Origin of the sequence: Mesorhizobium sp. ESP-6-2, from assembly GCF_020164675.1 — a bacterium.
In the GTDB taxonomy this organism is placed as follows: Bacteria; Pseudomonadota; Alphaproteobacteria; order Rhizobiales; family Rhizobiaceae; genus Mesorhizobium.
This window is the reverse complement of record NZ_JAIUGT010000008.1, coordinates 233,741-247,964: the sequence shown is the minus strand read 5'-3', so window position 1 is coordinate 247,964 and position 14,224 is coordinate 233,741. Positions and strand designations below refer to the sequence as shown.

Below are 14,224 nucleotides of genomic sequence, written 5' to 3'. Positions count from 1 at the left end.
GGCGCGCAAGCGCAGGTTCAGTATCGATTCGCCGGAGCAACGCTATTGGCCATGGCTCAGAGCCCTAGCAGTTCGGCATCGCGTTGCTCGCCAACAGTGACGGCCCGATGTCCGCGTCGAGCGTAAAGCGCTCGCAACGCTCGCCGTCGGACTCATCGATGAAGCTCTCGACATGTTTGAATCCAAGCTTCGCAAATATCCGCACCGAGGCAAAATTGCGCGCCGCCGCTTCGGCCGTCACCCGTTCAAGCGCCAGGGTTTCGAAAGCGTAGCGGAGAACTTCGCGCGCCGCCTCGCTGCCCAGTCCGTGCCCCCAATGCGCACGTGCGAGCACAAATCCCAATGCAGCTGCCTTGGCGTCGATTGCGCCGAAGGACAGGGTTATTGTCCCGACCGCTTCCGAAACTCCTACTTCATCTATGGACCACTGGATCGCCGTACCGTCAGCGAACCGCTGACGCGAACGGGCGAACCATCGCTCGCCCGCGCTTATGTCGTCGGGAACAGGATCGCCGGCAAGAGAGGCGGATTCGACATCCGTCGCGCGCGCAAACCATGCCGGGATATCCCGTTTTCTCGGCGCCCGAAGCACGAGCCTTGGTGTCGTGAGCCTGGGAAATCGGACAGTTTCCATCGAAGCATTTTCCACCTGAGGCGGCGCCAATGATAGCCGGAAAGCGCCGATCATAAGCAGCCGGCAAGCTCCCCAAGAAAGCCGTCGGCAAGGCAGGCCGTCAACCCGCCAAGGGTCAGTCGCGCGATATGGACAGTCCCGCAAGAAGCGGAGCGTACGCGGCGAGCCTGCGGGATACGAATTCCGTGAAGAGCCGCACGCGCTTCGTCTTGCGTGTCTCCCCCTGCGTGAGAAGCCAGAGCGTTCCGTACATGTGCAGGTCGGTGCCCGGCACCCTCACCAGCAGGGGGTCGGCATCTCCGACGAAGCACGGCAGTGTCGTGATCCCGAGCCCTTGCCGTACAGCAACGATCTGCGCCTCGGCGTCCGTGGTCCTGAATGGAACCCCCGTGGTGCGAACCTCGCCCTCGCGGGCCCAGTCCGGAATTCCATGAACGCTTATGACGATCCACCGGATGGGATCAGCCGCGCCCGCATGCCAGGCGGCCAGTCGATCGCTAGACATATAGACACCGCCGAACAACTCCGGCCCCTTCAGGCCGTGAAGATTGAGCGGCAGGGTTTTGCGGTCATAGACGACGCGGATCGCCACGTCGGCCTCTCGGTTGGTCAGATTTGCCAGCTCCCCGGACGACAAGACGTCCATCTCGATGTCCGGATGCAGACGCGCGAACTCGGCGAAATCCGGCATGAGCAGGTGTGTCGCGAGGGTCGGAGCCAATGTCACCCGCAGAAGCCCGCGCACGCTCTGGTCGCGCCCGAAGACGCGTGTCTCCAACTGGTGCGACGACGCTTCCATCTGGTTCGCGAGCTCGAGCACCTCCTCGCCCGCAGCCGTGAGGCGGTAGCCCGAAGGCAGCTTTTCGAACATCTGCGCGCCGAGGCGTTCCTCGAGCTGTGCAACGCGTCGCAGCACGGTCGAGTGGTTCACACCGAGGCGCTCGCCGGCAGCCCGCACCGAGCCTCCGCGCGCCACCGCCAGAAAATAGCGAACATCATCCCAGTCGATCATGGCGCGATCCCGCACCGCGCGGTGCGCTTTCCAAAGCCCGTATCCAACGCAGTGGTACAGCAGTGTGGGCAGTTATCATAGCTTAGGTCGACGAGCGCGACCCAGTTCCGAACGACGGACACCGATTCGTCGCGGCTGGCGGCAGTCGTCCGACCGGATCGATTTTGCACCACCGATGTGCGCACTTTCGCACTCAAAGCCTGACCCTTGCAGACTTATTTCCAGGCTCTCGGGGTTCTTCCCGAACGATCAAAGGCAGAGCCCGGAAGGAAAAGTCATGGGAAAGCTAAACGGTAAGGTTGCAGTCATCACGGGCGGCGCTACCGGCATCGGCCGCGCCGCGGCGAAGCGCTTCATCGAGGAGGGCGCCTTCGTCTTCATCTTCGGCCGCCGGCAGGAAACGCTCGATGCGGCTCTGGCCGAGCTCGGGCCCAATGCCCGCGCGGTGACGGGCTCGGTCTCGGATGAGGCCGACCTCGACCGACTCTACGCGACGGTGAAGGCCGAGCGCGGAACCCTCGACATCGTCTTCGCCAATGCCGGGGCGGGAAGCCAGCTTGCGCTCGGCGAGATCACCGCCGAGCACATTGACGAAACCTTCGACACCAATGTGAAGGGTACGATCTTCACTGTCCAGAAGGCGCTGCCGCTGATGGGCCAGGGCGGTTCGATAATCCTGACCGGATCGAGCGCCGGCACCACGGGCGCCGCGGCAATGAGCGCCTACAGCGCTAGCAAGGCGGCAGTGCGCAACCTCGCGCGGACCTGGGCGGAGGACCTGAAGGGCACCGGCATCCGGGTCAACGTGCTATCGCCCGGGGCGACCGCGACCGAACTCGCGAAGGAAGCGCTGGGCGAGGAGGGCCAGAAGGTCTTCGCTGCGATGACGCCGCTCCAGCGAATGGCCGATCCGGCGGAGATCGGGGCCGTCGCCGCCTTTCTCGCGTCGTCGGACAGCAGCTTCATGACCGCCAGCGAGGTCGCCGTCGACGGCGGCCTTGCGCAACTCTGAGGCGCCACGCCCGGCCGGTCACTCCATTCAATTGACCAGCGCCGTTGGGGGCCGGGAATCGACATCAACACGGATCGGAGAAGCATTATGAGCCACGCAATTGTAGGATTCGGTAAAATAGGCCAGGCCCTCGCCCACGCCTTCGCCCGTAAGAACATCAAGGTGGCCGTCGCGAGCCGCCGGCCGCCCGAGGCATTGGCGCCGCAGGCTCGGGCGATTGGACCCACGGTCATCGCCAAGTCGCTGCGGGATGCGCTCGAGGCCGACACAATCATCTTGGCGGTCCCGTTCTGGGAGCATCGCGAGGTCGCGAAGGCCCTGCCGAACTGGGAAGGCAAGACGGTCATCGACGCGATGAACACTTTTGGAGTTCTCCCCGAAGAGCTGGACGATCTCCCGTCCTCGGCCTTCGTCGCGAAGGCGTTCACCGGCGCCAAGCTCGTCAAAGGGTTCAACCACCTGGCTGCGGCAACCCTGGCTGCCGATCCGATCATCGAGGGCGGCCACCGGGTCGTCTTTCTGTCTGGTGACGACGAGGACGCGACCGCCCCCGTGGCGGCCCTGGCCAAACAACTCGGGTTCGCCCCCGTCAAGCTGGGAAAGCTCGACGAGGGTGGCGCGCTGGTGCACGCACGCGGCCGCACTTGGGGCCACCTCATCTTCCAGGATTTGTTCAAGAAGGAGCAGTAATCGATTTACGACCGCGTGATCGACGCCGAGAACTGGTCGCGCGCTAACTTCTTCGAGCAGCGCGCGACCGAATATTTGAGGACCACAAGGTCGCGAAGCTGGGGTGGGCCTAGCAGGCTGCTGTTGAAGAAGTCTGCCGTATAGCCTTGAGGATGGCCTCGTCGCCGTTGTGGTAGGTGAATGTGATCTCGATCGAGCCGTCATCGAGCAGTTCGGCGTGGCCGACGCCTGTGCGTTCGTCCATCTCGTCACATCCGGCCCATGTATGCGGGCTGAGTGCGTTCTCACGGCCCCCAAAGCAATATCTCTTGTCAACCGAGATTTGACGGCCGCGTCTCGCTATTGACGCACAGCTGAAGCAGGCCTACTGGTACATATACCGGACCACTAGACCTCTTAGGATGTAAGGACGGATGGATCTACGTGCGATTCTGACCGACGACGGGAGTGCGCTTGGCGGCGTGCCGAAGCATTCGATGAAGGACTTCGTCGTCCAGAAGATCGCGACATTCATTGCGACCGGCATTCTTGACGTAGGCGACCCGCTGCCAAGCGAGCGTGAACTTGCGAGCGCCTTGTCGGTGAGCCGCGAAACGGTGCGCGGTGCGATCCTGATCCTTTCCACAAAGGGCATCCTTTCCGTCGCCCAGGGCACGCGGACAGTGGTGGCCTCGACGGAAGTCGGAGAACTCGCGGTTCAATCGGCCCGCTATCGCGACATTTCCAGATACAGTCTTGACGACGTGCATGAGGCGCGGTTGCTGATCGAAGATCAGGTGGCGCGGGCCGCGGCCGTCCGGGTTGAAGCCGCGACGCTCGAAACCCTGCAAAAGTCGATCGAAGCGCAGGAAGCGGCGATCGACGATCCCGTTCGCTTCCTCATTTGCGATCGCGAATTTCACACGGCCATCTATCGGGCGGGCGGCAATACCGCGCTGGCGGATATCGCCGCCGATCTCTATTCCTACCTTCTCGACCATCGGCGGCGAGCAGTCGCCCAGCCTTCGAGCATCGCAACGAGCATCGCCGATCACCGTGCCATTCTTGCGGGACTTGAGGCGCGCGATTCCGACGCGGCCGCAAGGGCCTTCGCCGTGCACGAAACACGCATCTACACCACGACCAAGCAGCTTCTAACGCAGTCCGCTCGAAAGGGATAAGGATAGGGGCGGATTGCCGGGCAACCATGCAGCACAACAGGAGGAGTTTCCATGCTGACAAGACGCCTTTTTGCCACCGCAGCCCTCGCGGGCGTTGTCGCGCTGACCGGCATTGCCGGGACGGCGACCGCCGCTCTCGCCGAATCCAAGGAGTTGGTCTATTTGACTCCAGGCCTCGACCTTGCCTTCTGGCGATACCTCTCCAAGGGCATCGAGAATGTCGCAACCAAGGGAGGCTACACCTATCAGGCGCTGGATTCGGGCAACAATGCCCAGACCCAGCTTAAAAATGCCAAGGACGCGATCGCCCGCGGCGTCGCCGGGATCATCATCTCTCCGACGGACAGCTCGACCGCGCCGGCCGTGCTCGATCTCGCCAAGCAGGCAAATATTCCCGTGGTCATCGCCGACATCGGCACGGACAGCGGCGACTATGTGTCCTTCATCATCTCTGACAATTATCAGGGCGCGAACGGCGTCGGCAAAGCGCTGGCCGAGGCAATGAAGGCCGCCGGCAAGCAGGACGGCAGCGTGGGCATTGTCGGCATCAGCCAGGCCCGCCTCAACGGCCAGGCCCGCACCAAGGGCTTCAAGGACGCGATGACAGAGGCTGGCATCACCAAGGAAGCCGGGCTGCAGCAGATGCAGACCTACACCGCGGACGAAACCTTCAAGTTCACGCAGGATATGACGACCGCGAATCCGGACATGAAGGGCCTCTTCGTCCAGACCGACGGCCCGACGCTGGGCGCCTTGCAGGCAATCAAGGCGGCCCGCCTCACCGGCGACGTGCTGGTTGCCGGTTTCGACGGCGTGCCGGAATTCGTGCCGTTGCTGCAGTCGGGCGAACTGGTCGTTTCGGGCATGCAGCAGCCATATCTGATGGGTCAGGAATCGGGACGCGCGATGGTTGACCATCTCGGCGGCAAGACTCCCGAAAAGAAAATTCTCGTGCCGATCAAGATCGTGACCAGCAAGAACATCGAGCAGGAGCTTCCAACCATCAAGGAAACGGTCTTCGCCAACGAGATGTAATCGGGGCCTGGCCGACTAGGCCGTCCGGGGGCACGCTCCCCCGGACGCTTTATTCGTACCACTTGGAGTGTGTCCTCGGATGGTAGACAGCAGCAAGATTCCCGAGCCGCTTCTCGTGGCTCGTGGCGTCACCCGCCTGTTCGGGAACGCCTACGCGCTCAGCAACGCGTCGATAGCGCTCTGCCGGTACGAGATCTGCGGATTGCTGGGCGCGAACGGCGCGGGAAAATCGACGCTGTCACGGATCGTTTGCGGACACCTGCCGCCTTCGTCGGGCGAGATACTCTTCAAGGGTGCTCCCTTGACCGTCGGATCCGCGCGCGACGCGCTGCGTTCCGGCATTGCCCTCGTGGCACAGGAAACCAGCCTTGCGCCCGACATGAGCGTGCTGGAGAATATCTTCCTGCCCAGCTACGCGATGCCGGGCCGTCTGTCTTTCAGCCAGTTGCGACACAAGGCACAGACCATCCTGTCGGAACTTGGCCACGACCACGTACTGCCACTCGACATCGAGGTGCGCCGGCTCTCGGCAGCGCAACGCCAACTCGTCGAAATAGCCAAGGCGTTGGCCCTCAACGCCGACCTTGTCATCTTCGACGAGCCGACGGCCTCCCTCTCGCCGATCGAGGTTGACCGGCTGTTCGAGATCATGGGGCGGCTGAAAAACAGCGGGAAGGCACTCGCCTTCGTGTCGCATCGGCTCGAGGAGGTCTTCGCAGTCACCGATCGCGTCACAATCCTGCGCGAGGGCAAGACCGTGGCCGAAAGCGTGCCCACGGCGGGGCTCACGCAGGCCGACGTCATCCGCCACATGGTGGGACGCGACATCGGAAATGTGTATCGAAAGACCGTCTCGCGAGTGACCACTAACGAGCAGCCGATGGCTCTGGAGGTAACTGGGCTCAAAGCCCCACCTTTCGTGCGTGACGTCTCGTTCACGGTGCGCAGGGGTGAAATTCTCGGCCTCGGCGGGCTTGTCGGAGCTGGACGCTCGGAGAGCGCCGAAGCGATATTCGGACTGCGCCACCGCAGCCGCGGGCGCGTCCTTGTCGGCGGCAAGGAGATTGCCCCCAACAGCCCTATCGCGGCAATCCGCGCCGGTCTCGGAATGGTCGCCGAGGACCGGCGGGCCCAGAACATCGTGCCCGACATGACGGTCGGCGAAAATCTCTTCCTCGCCCAGATGGGCAAGCACAGGGGTTTCGGGCGGGGCCATTCGGCGCGCCGCAAGCAGGCCAACGAGCTGATTTCGCGTCTCGACCTTCCGACCGACCGCATGGATGCAAACCTTCTGCACTTCTCTGGCGGCATGCAGCAGAAGATCATCATCGCGCGCTGGCTGCTGATCGAGCCCGAAGTGCTCATCCTCGACGAGCCCACGAAAGGCGTCGACATAGGGACACGCCAGGCAATCTACGAACTGCTGCGCGAAGTGGCCGAAAGGGGGATAGCCGTAGTCGTGATCTCCTCGGATTTCCAGGAACTACTGGGGATCTGCGAGCGGGTCGTCGTGGTGAGTGACGGCTATACCATCGCCGACCTGCCCGCCTCGCGACTGAGCGAAGAGAGCCTGACGCTGCTCGCCGCGCCCCGAAGCTCAGCCGAGCGCAACACGGCATTCCTGCGCGATCTTGTCGCCGGCCACGGCGGCACGGCATTCTGGGGATTGATCGACGACGACCGGTTCGTCTGCCTCGCCCTCGCCGAGGGTACGCCGGCTGCAACGATGGGACTCGCGGCCGGGCATGTCTATCTTGCGCAGGAGACGGCAATCCCCCTCGCGCTTGGAAGGCGTCAACCCGGTATCGTGACCGAGAATGACGGCCGCTCTACCTTGCTTGCACCACTGTCCAATCGCCGGGGGCACAATCTGGGATGGATCGGGCTCAGCCTGCCGGCCGGCTCCGGGCTGCCGGACGCCGGGGCCCTGTCGGCCCGGATCGCCGGCCTGTTCGATACACCTCAAGACGAAAAGATCGACACATGAACGCGCCCACACGATCCTTTGCGACGCCCAGATTCGCCAGCACGCTTGAGTTCCGGATGCTCTGCCTCGCCATGGTGCTTGCGGTGATCCTGTCGTTCATCTCGCCGCACTTCTTCACCGAGCGGAACATGTTCAACATACTCGACCAATCGGTGGTACTTGGCATAGTTGCCGTCGGCATGACCCTGGTGATCCTGACTGGCGGCATCGACCTTTCCGTCGGGTCGGTAGCGGGCGTGACCGGCATCATCCTCGCCCTGCTCCTGAAGGAATTCCCCATTCCGGTGGCGATCGCGCTCGCCATAGGTTGCGGCGCCCTGATCGGGCTTTTCTCCGGCGTTCTCATCGCAGTGTTCGGCCTGGCGCCCTTCGTGGTGACGCTCGGGGTCATGGCGATGGGGCGCAGTCTCGCCTACATCGTGTCGGGACAGCGCTCGATTTCGGGACTGCCCATGGGGCTCCAGAATATCGTCTACACGAACCTGCTGGGCATCCCCGCCAACGTCATCTTCCTCATCGCGCTCTACCTCGCCACCTGGGCGTGGCTGACATATTCCAAGGGCGGGCGAACCATCTACGCGGTCGGCTCGAACATCGAAGCCGCCCGGGCGGCCGGCCTCAACACCCTCTTCTACTCGATCTTTCCCTACGTGGCGTCCGGTGCCCTTTCGGCGACGGCGATGACCTTTTCGCTGGCGCAGATCATGTCGGCTGACCCGATCGGGGGGAACCAGCTTGAACTCGACGCCATCGCGGCCGTGGTCATCGGTGGCGCGAGCCTCTACGGCGGACGAGGCACGATATTCGGCACGCTGATGGGGGTTCTGATCATGGTGATGATCCGCAATGGCCTCAACCTGCTCGGCGTCTCGCCGTTCTGGCAGGGGACCGCCATCGGCGCCATCATCATCCTCGCCTTGCTGGCCGAGCGCCTCATCACCTGGAAATCGCGCCGCGTTTGAGACCAGGAGAATCCTATGACACAGTCCGATCCTTCCCGCGCCGTCCGCCTCTACGGCACCGAAGAACTACCGGCAGAGGAGCGGCTACTGAGCGCCGGGCCCCTCAGCGTGCTTTTCGACGGCGCGAACCTGCGCGACTTCCGCATGCATGGCGAAGAGGTGATCCGCGCAATCTCGTTCGTGGTCCGCGACAAGGACTGGGCGACGCTCATTCCGAAAATCACCGACCTGGTCGTCGAAAAGGACGACGATCGCTTTCGTGTGGCTTATCGCGCAAGCGTTGCCAGCAAAGGCGAGACCTTCGGCTATGACGTGGCCATCGCTGGTACCGCGGCCGGCGTTCTGACCTATTCGGCTCGCGGAACCACGCCGACCGGGCTTCTCACGAACCGGACCGGCTTTGTCGTCCTGCATCCCATAGAGGGCATAAGCGGCGCGGCCGCCACGATCACGCACACAAGCGGCGAGAGGGTCGAGACACGGTTTCCTGTGGAGATCGATCCGGTGCAGCCGATGATGGATCTGCGTGAAATCTCGCACCGTACTCCCGGCGGGCTGGGGGTCAGCTGCCTTATGGAGGGCGACGCGTTCGAGATGGAGGACCAGCGGAACTGGACCGACGCCTCCTACAAGACCTATGTTCGTCCGCTCGCTCTGCCCTGGCCGTACAGGATCGAGCCCGGCGAGGTCGTCGAACAGAAGATCACCCTGACCGTCAAGGGCTCTCCCAAGGGTCCGTCGCGTCAACCGGGAGGCCTCGCCGCCCTGACGCTCGGCGAGGCGGCGGACGCGATTCCACCTCTCGGCGTCGGATTGCAGCCCGAGGACGCTTCGGCCGTATTGCGGCATGTCGAGACGCTTGCCCAGCTCGGCATCGCCCATGTCATCTGCCATCACGATCCGCGGCGCGGCCACGATGCCGAAACGCTGGCGAGGCAGGTCGAGGTCGCCATCGCAATGGGCGCCCAACCCTGGCTCGAAGCAGTGGTCGAGCATGTCGACGATGCTGGCGCCGCGGCGGAAATCGACTCCCTGGGCAAGGTGGCCGCGAGGCTCGATCATCGCTTCACGACGGTTCTGGTGTCGCCCGCACCCGATCTTAAATGCACGCTGCCCGGCAGCATCTGGCCGCCAGCGCCGGATGCGGCGAAGCTCTATACGGCCGCGCGCGCGGCCTTCCCCGGATCTCGCATCGGCGGAGGCATGTTCAGCTTCTTCACCGAGCTCAACCGCAAACGTCCCCCGGCCGAGGCGATAGACCTCGTGACATTCACGACGGCGGCGATCTTCCACGCTGGTGACGACCGCTCCTTGATGGAGACGCTCGAATGCCTGCCGCATATTGCCAGGACCGTGCCGGCGATCGCCAAGGGCCGCCCATATTCCGTTGGGCCGTCCGCAATCGGGTTGCGCGACAATCCCTATGGTGAAGCGCCGGTCGCCAATCCCGCCAACATCCGGCAGGCGGTCAATTTCAATGATCCGCGCCAGCGGGGCGTCATGGGAGCGGCCTGGAACCTCGGCTACTTCGCCGCCTTCGCGGAAGGCGGCGCGGCGGCCATCGCGCTCGGCGCCGCGGTCGGCCCGTTCGGCGTCCTCTCCGTGCCGACGTCGTTTCCGCAGCCCTGGTTCGAAGGCAAGGGCGAGTTCTATCCTGTCTGGCACATCGTGCGAGGCCTGGCGAAGCTCAAAGGCTGCCCGCTCCGTCCGCTGCGATCGTCGGTCCCTGGCGCAGTGCGAGGGATCGCGGCAGTTACCGAAAAAGGCACCGAGCTGTGGTTATGCAACCCCTCGCCCAACGCGCTGGAGGTGCGCCTCCCCGAGGGCTTCGCGCGCGCTGCAATTCTTGACGCCTCATCTTTCGTCGCGGCATCGCGCCAACCGGATCTGCTCGATCGGCTGACGCATGACGGAACGCAAACGCTGTCGCTCGAAGCCTACGCAGTCGTGCGCGCGCTCAGGCAGGTCTGAAGCGGCATCACAAACCAGTCCAAGAGAACGGAGCATCCATGCATATACTCATCATTGGCGCTGGTGGAATGATCGGCCGCAAACTCGCGGCCGAGCTTTCGCGGACAGCATCGCTTGGAGATCGAAAGATCGACCGGATGACGCTGGCGGACGTGACGGAGCCGCCGGTGCCAACCGGTGACATAGGTTTTGTCGAAGCCATTGCCGCCGATATTTCCGCTCCCGGCGCAGCGCAGGATCTGACCGCGCGCCGTGCGGATGTGATCTTCCATCTCGCGGCCATCGTGTCCGGCGAAGCGGAACGCGATTTCGAGAAGGGCTACCGGATTAATATGGACGGCACGCGCGCTCTTTTCGAGGCGATCCGGCTGGAAGGAACCCGGCGGAAATATATCCCGAGGCTGGTGTTCACCTCCTCGGTTGCTGTCTATGGCGCGCCTCTGCCTGACCCTATTCCCGACGACTACATCCTTGCCCCGCTGACCAGCTACGGCACCCAGAAGGCGATATCCGAGCTGTTGCTGGCCGACTACTCGCGCCGCGGCTTCCTCGACGGCGTCGGGATACGCCTCCCGACGATCGTCATTCGGCCCGGCGCTCCCAACGCGGCAGCCTCGGGCTTCTTCTCCGGCATCCTGCGCGAGCCACTCGCCGGGCAGCGCTCCGTGCTGCCGGTGAAGGAGACCGTCAAGCATTGGCTGGCGAGCCCGCGCTCGGCGGTAGCCTTCCTCATCCATGCCGCGATGCTCGATACATCCGCGCTGGGCGCCCGGCGCACGCTGAACATGCCGGGTGTCGCGGCCACGGTCTCCGACCAGATTGCCGCGCTCCGCCACGTGGCAGGGGCCGAAGCCGAGTCGTTGATAGACCGCAAGCCGGACGAGGCGATCGAGGCCATTATTGCCGGGTGGCCGAAATCCTTCACGCCCAGGCTGGCCACCAGTCTGGGCTTTGTGGCCGAAAGCACGGTCGACGAACTGATCGCGGTTTACCTGGCGGACGACGCCCCGAAGACCATCCCTTAACCGCTAGGGCATGGCCGCCAAAGTTCCGTGAAAGTTGAAACTGGGAAATTCCGATGCTTCTGGGCTGCATAGGCGATGATTTCACCGGGTCCTCCGACTTGGCCAACACACTCGCCAAGGGGGGCATGCGCACGGTCCAGTACAACGGCGTTCCCAACACCGCCTCCGACCGCTCGGTTGACGCGGGCGTCGTTGCCCTGAAGACCAGAACGATATCCGGCTCGGAGGCGGTGAAGCAGTCGCTCGCGGCGCTGGAGTGGCTTCGACGCCAAGGCTGCCGCCAATATCTGTTCAAGTACTGCTCGACATTCGACTCGACGCCCGAAGGCAATATCGGTCCCGTGCTGGACGCTCTTGGCGACGCGCTGGGAGCGGCACGCGCGATCGTCTGTCCGGCGTTTCCCGCAACCGGCCGGTCGATCTACCAGGGGCATCTTTTCGTCAACGATCGGCTGTTGAGCGAATCCGGCATGGAGAAGCATCCGCTTACGCCGATGACGGATCCCGATCTGCGGCGTTGGCTTTCGCGACAGACCAGGCGCGCGATCGGTCATGTCCCCTACAGCGTCGTGGCGGAAGGAAGCGGCCCGATCAGAGACGCGCTGGAGGCGGCATCCGCCAGGGGCTCTCGCTACGTCGTGGTCGACGCCATCCAGGACAAGGACCTTATCGCCATTGGCGAGGCTGCCGAAGCCGATGTCCTGCTCAGCGGCGGTTCGGGAATAGCGCTGGGACTTCCGGCCAACTTTCGTCTGGCCGGGTTGATCGGCACGGCGGCCACGCATTGGAAGGGAATACAGGGGCCAGGGGCCGCGCTTTGCGGTTCGTGCTCGACCATGAGCCGGCGCCAGATTGCCGAGCACCGGAAAAGTCATCCGACGCGCGTTGTGGAGGTGGATGCGGTCGTGGACGGCACGGCCAATTCTGTTGAATATGCCGAGTGGGCGATCGATCACCAGCACCACGGCTTGCCACTGGTGTTCTCGTCGGCCGAGCCCGAAGCCGTCGCCGCCGCACAGAACCGCTACGGGAAGGAGCGAGTCGCGACGGCGGTTGAAGGTTTTTTCGGCGAACTGGCGCGTCAGCTTTCGGCGCGTGGCGTACGCCGGCTGGTTACGGCGGGCGGCGAGACATCGGGGGCCGTCGTATCGGCGCTCAACATTTCGTCATTCGAGATCGGACCGGAGATCGACCCCGGTGTTCCGGCGTTGAAGGCCCGTGACCCGGATATGGTGCTCGCCCTTAAATCGGGCAATTTCGGCTCGGCCGGGTTCTTCGAAAAGGCAGCCGACGTCCTTACGGGAGGCGTTCTACGATGAGCGATGAAACAAGACTCAGGGATCAGATCTGCAGCATCGCTGCGTCCATGTTCGCGCGCGGCCTCACTGCGGGAAGCTCGGGGAACATCTCCGCCCGGCTCGGCGATGGTCGGCTGCTCGTGACGCCGACAGGATCGTCCTTTGGCGCGCTCGACCCCGCCCGCCTGTCGCTGTTCGATGCGCAGGGGCGGTTCGTGGACGGTGACAGGCCTACGAAAGAGATGCCGCTGCATCAGGCGTTCTACGAGACGCGCGGTGCGCGCACCGGAGCGGTCGTCCATCTTCATTCGACCCATTCTGTCGCGGTTTCGCTTCTGCCAGACATCGATCCCGACAGCGTCTTCAAGCCGCTGACGGCCTATTCGATCATGCGGCTGGGAAAGGTGAAACTGCTGCCCTACATCCGGCCCGGCGACCCGGCGATGGCAGACGCCGTGCGCGGACTCGCCGGGAAACGGTCGGCCGTATTGCTGGCCCACCACGGACCCGTCGTCGCCGGCAAGGATCTCGAAGCCGCCTCCTACGCGATGGAGGAACTTGAGGAAACGGCCAAGCTCACGCTTCTCACCCAGGGCTTGCGGCCCAGGATCCTCGCGGCTCCGCAAATTCGCGAGTTGGTGGAACACTTTGACGTGGAGTGGGACGACTGATGCAACTTTCGGCCAATCTGGGATTTCTCTTTCGTGACCTAGCGCTTCCGGATGCGATCCGCGCCGCCAAGCGGCGCGGTTTCGCGGCGGTCGAGATGCATTGGCCTTACGATACCGACGCATCGGTGGTCGCGGCGCTGCTCGCCGAAACCGGTCTTCCGCTGCTTGGCATCAACACGGCCCGGGGGGATGTTGGGGCGGGCGATTTCGGCCTCTCCGCGCTGCCGGGCCGTGAAACGGAAGCGCGCGCGGCGATCGACCAGGCGATTGAATGGGCAGCCGTAACAGGCTGTCGCAACATCCATGTGATGGCAGGAAAGGCAATCGGTGACGAAGCCTTCGCGACGTTCACCGGCAATTTGCGGTACGCTTCGAAGACGGCGGCACGGCACAACATCGGTATATTGATCGAGCCCCTGAACCCGCGCGATGCGCCGGGCTATTTCCTCGCCGACCTTTCCACTGCATTGCGTGTGATCGATGCGACAGACGGTGCGGTAAAAGTAATGTTCGACTGCTATCACATGCAGATCATTCAAGGCGATTTGCTTAACTCGGTAAGGCAATTTTCCGACAAGATCGGCCATATCCAATTCGCCGCCGTACCGGATCGTAGCGAGCCCGATCACGGCGAGGTGGACTATGGCTGGCTCCTGCGCGCAATCGCGGACGCCGGCTATGATGGCGCATTCGGCGCCGAATATCGCCCCACTACCGATTCCTTTGCTTGGATGAAGCGTTTCGACCACTAGGTCTGAGTGCGCGTC

The 14,224-nt window shown here is 63.6% G+C and carries 14 protein-coding genes; 11 read left to right on the top strand and 3 right to left on the bottom strand.

Annotation, left to right across the window (positions count from 1 at the left end; translation table 11 throughout):
* Positions 1-64 precede the first annotated feature (64 nt).
* Together LB532_RS21550 and LB532_RS21545 are read right to left on the bottom strand one after the other, a co-directional pair.
* Positions 65-688, bottom strand: a complete 624-nt coding sequence (locus LB532_RS21550; protein ID WP_224557149.1) for a GNAT family N-acetyltransferase — start codon at positions 686-688, stop codon at positions 65-67.
* Between the two features lie 61 nt (positions 689-749).
* Positions 750-1,646: a LysR family transcriptional regulator gene (locus tag LB532_RS21545; RefSeq protein ID WP_140642595.1), complete on the bottom strand. Its 897-nt coding sequence runs from the start codon at positions 1,644-1,646 to the stop codon at positions 750-752.
* A gap of 277 nt (positions 1,647-1,923) precedes the next feature.
* Here LB532_RS21545 and LB532_RS21540 point away from each other — a divergent pair, with 277 nt between their 5' ends.
* Together LB532_RS21540 and LB532_RS21535 are read left to right on the top strand one after the other, a co-directional pair.
* Positions 1,924-2,658, top strand: coding sequence for an SDR family NAD(P)-dependent oxidoreductase (locus tag LB532_RS21540; RefSeq protein ID WP_140524721.1), 735 nt, complete (start codon positions 1,924-1,926; stop codon positions 2,656-2,658).
* 87 nt (positions 2,659-2,745) lie between these two features.
* Positions 2,746-3,348 carry an NADPH-dependent F420 reductase gene (locus tag LB532_RS21535; protein ID WP_140642593.1) on the top strand — a complete coding sequence of 201 codons (603 nt, stop codon included), beginning with the start codon at positions 2,746-2,748 and terminating at the stop codon, positions 3,346-3,348.
* Between the two features lie 109 nt (positions 3,349-3,457).
* Here the strand turns inward: LB532_RS21535 and LB532_RS30100 are convergent, their stop codons facing one another.
* Positions 3,458-3,592 (bottom strand): hypothetical protein, encoded by a 135-nt coding sequence (locus LB532_RS30100; RefSeq protein WP_263487724.1) that lies wholly within the window; start codon positions 3,590-3,592, stop codon positions 3,458-3,460.
* A 169-nt stretch (positions 3,593-3,761) separates the two neighbouring features.
* On the opposite strand from LB532_RS30100, the gene LB532_RS21530 reads away from it, so the two are divergent.
* The 9 genes from LB532_RS21530 to LB532_RS21490 all read left to right on the top strand — a co-directional run bounded on the left by LB532_RS21530 (position 3,762) and on the right by LB532_RS21490 (position 14,209).
* Positions 3,762-4,508, top strand: a complete 747-nt coding sequence (locus LB532_RS21530; RefSeq protein ID WP_140642591.1) for a FadR/GntR family transcriptional regulator — start codon at positions 3,762-3,764, stop codon at positions 4,506-4,508.
* Positions 4,509-4,559: 51 nt separating this feature from the next.
* Positions 4,560-5,543: a substrate-binding domain-containing protein gene (locus tag LB532_RS21525; protein WP_140498327.1), complete on the top strand. Its 984-nt coding sequence runs from the start codon at positions 4,560-4,562 to the stop codon at positions 5,541-5,543.
* A 79-nt stretch (positions 5,544-5,622) separates the two neighbouring features.
* A complete protein-coding gene (locus LB532_RS21520; RefSeq protein WP_140642589.1) occupies positions 5,623-7,530 on the top strand; it encodes a sugar ABC transporter ATP-binding protein in 1,908 nt (635 codons plus the stop codon).
* Complete coding sequence (locus LB532_RS21515) at positions 7,527-8,492, top strand: ABC transporter permease (RefSeq protein WP_140642587.1); 966 nt, start codon at positions 7,527-7,529, stop codon at positions 8,490-8,492. Before LB532_RS21520 ends, LB532_RS21515 begins: the two co-directional genes overlap by 4 nt.
* Positions 8,493-8,507: 15 nt before the next feature.
* A complete protein-coding gene (locus tag LB532_RS21510; RefSeq protein ID WP_140642586.1) occupies positions 8,508-10,463 on the top strand; it encodes a hypothetical protein in 1,956 nt (651 codons plus the stop codon).
* Between the two features lie 38 nt (positions 10,464-10,501).
* Positions 10,502-11,488, top strand: coding sequence for a D-erythronate dehydrogenase (gene denD / locus LB532_RS21505; RefSeq protein ID WP_140642584.1), 987 nt, complete (start codon positions 10,502-10,504; stop codon positions 11,486-11,488).
* Positions 11,489-11,541: 53 nt separating this feature from the next.
* The gene (gene otnK, locus LB532_RS21500) at positions 11,542-12,807 is read left to right on the top strand and encodes a 3-oxo-tetronate kinase (protein WP_140642582.1); all 1,266 of its coding nucleotides are present in this window, start codon (positions 11,542-11,544) and stop codon (positions 12,805-12,807) included.
* A complete protein-coding gene (gene otnC / locus LB532_RS21495) occupies positions 12,804-13,457 on the top strand; it encodes a 3-oxo-tetronate 4-phosphate decarboxylase (protein ID WP_140642581.1) in 654 nt (217 codons plus the stop codon). The genes otnK and otnC overlap by 4 nt, the downstream gene beginning before the upstream one ends.
* Positions 13,457-14,209 (top strand): hydroxypyruvate isomerase family protein, encoded by a 753-nt coding sequence (locus tag LB532_RS21490; RefSeq protein ID WP_140642579.1) that lies wholly within the window; start codon positions 13,457-13,459, stop codon positions 14,207-14,209. Before otnC ends, LB532_RS21490 begins: the two co-directional genes overlap by 1 nt.
* Positions 14,210-14,224: the final 15 nt, after the last annotated feature.

Coding starts and splice junctions, on each gene's coding strand:
- LB532_RS21550 (WP_224557149.1), bottom strand. CDS start 688: ATGATCGGCGCTTTCCGGCTATCATTGGCGCCGCCTCAGGTGGAAAAT.
- LB532_RS21545 (WP_140642595.1), bottom strand. CDS start 1,646: ATGATCGACTGGGATGATGTTCGCTATTTTCTGGCGGTGGCGCGCGGA.
- LB532_RS21540 (WP_140524721.1), top strand. CDS start 1,924: ATGGGAAAGCTAAACGGTAAGGTTGCAGTCATCACGGGCGGCGCTACC.
- LB532_RS21535 (WP_140642593.1), top strand. CDS start 2,746: ATGAGCCACGCAATTGTAGGATTCGGTAAAATAGGCCAGGCCCTCGCC.
- LB532_RS30100 (WP_263487724.1), bottom strand. CDS start 3,592: ATGGACGAACGCACAGGCGTCGGCCACGCCGAACTGCTCGATGACGGC.
- LB532_RS21530 (WP_140642591.1), top strand. CDS start 3,762: ATGGATCTACGTGCGATTCTGACCGACGACGGGAGTGCGCTTGGCGGC.
- LB532_RS21525 (WP_140498327.1), top strand. CDS start 4,560: ATGCTGACAAGACGCCTTTTTGCCACCGCAGCCCTCGCGGGCGTTGTC.
- LB532_RS21520 (WP_140642589.1), top strand. CDS start 5,623: ATGGTAGACAGCAGCAAGATTCCCGAGCCGCTTCTCGTGGCTCGTGGC.
- LB532_RS21515 (WP_140642587.1), top strand. CDS start 7,527: ATGAACGCGCCCACACGATCCTTTGCGACGCCCAGATTCGCCAGCACG.
- LB532_RS21510 (WP_140642586.1), top strand. CDS start 8,508: ATGACACAGTCCGATCCTTCCCGCGCCGTCCGCCTCTACGGCACCGAA.
- denD (WP_140642584.1), top strand. CDS start 10,502: ATGCATATACTCATCATTGGCGCTGGTGGAATGATCGGCCGCAAACTC.
- otnK (WP_140642582.1), top strand. CDS start 11,542: ATGCTTCTGGGCTGCATAGGCGATGATTTCACCGGGTCCTCCGACTTG.
- otnC (WP_140642581.1), top strand. CDS start 12,804: ATGAGCGATGAAACAAGACTCAGGGATCAGATCTGCAGCATCGCTGCG.
- LB532_RS21490 (WP_140642579.1), top strand. CDS start 13,457: ATGCAACTTTCGGCCAATCTGGGATTTCTCTTTCGTGACCTAGCGCTT.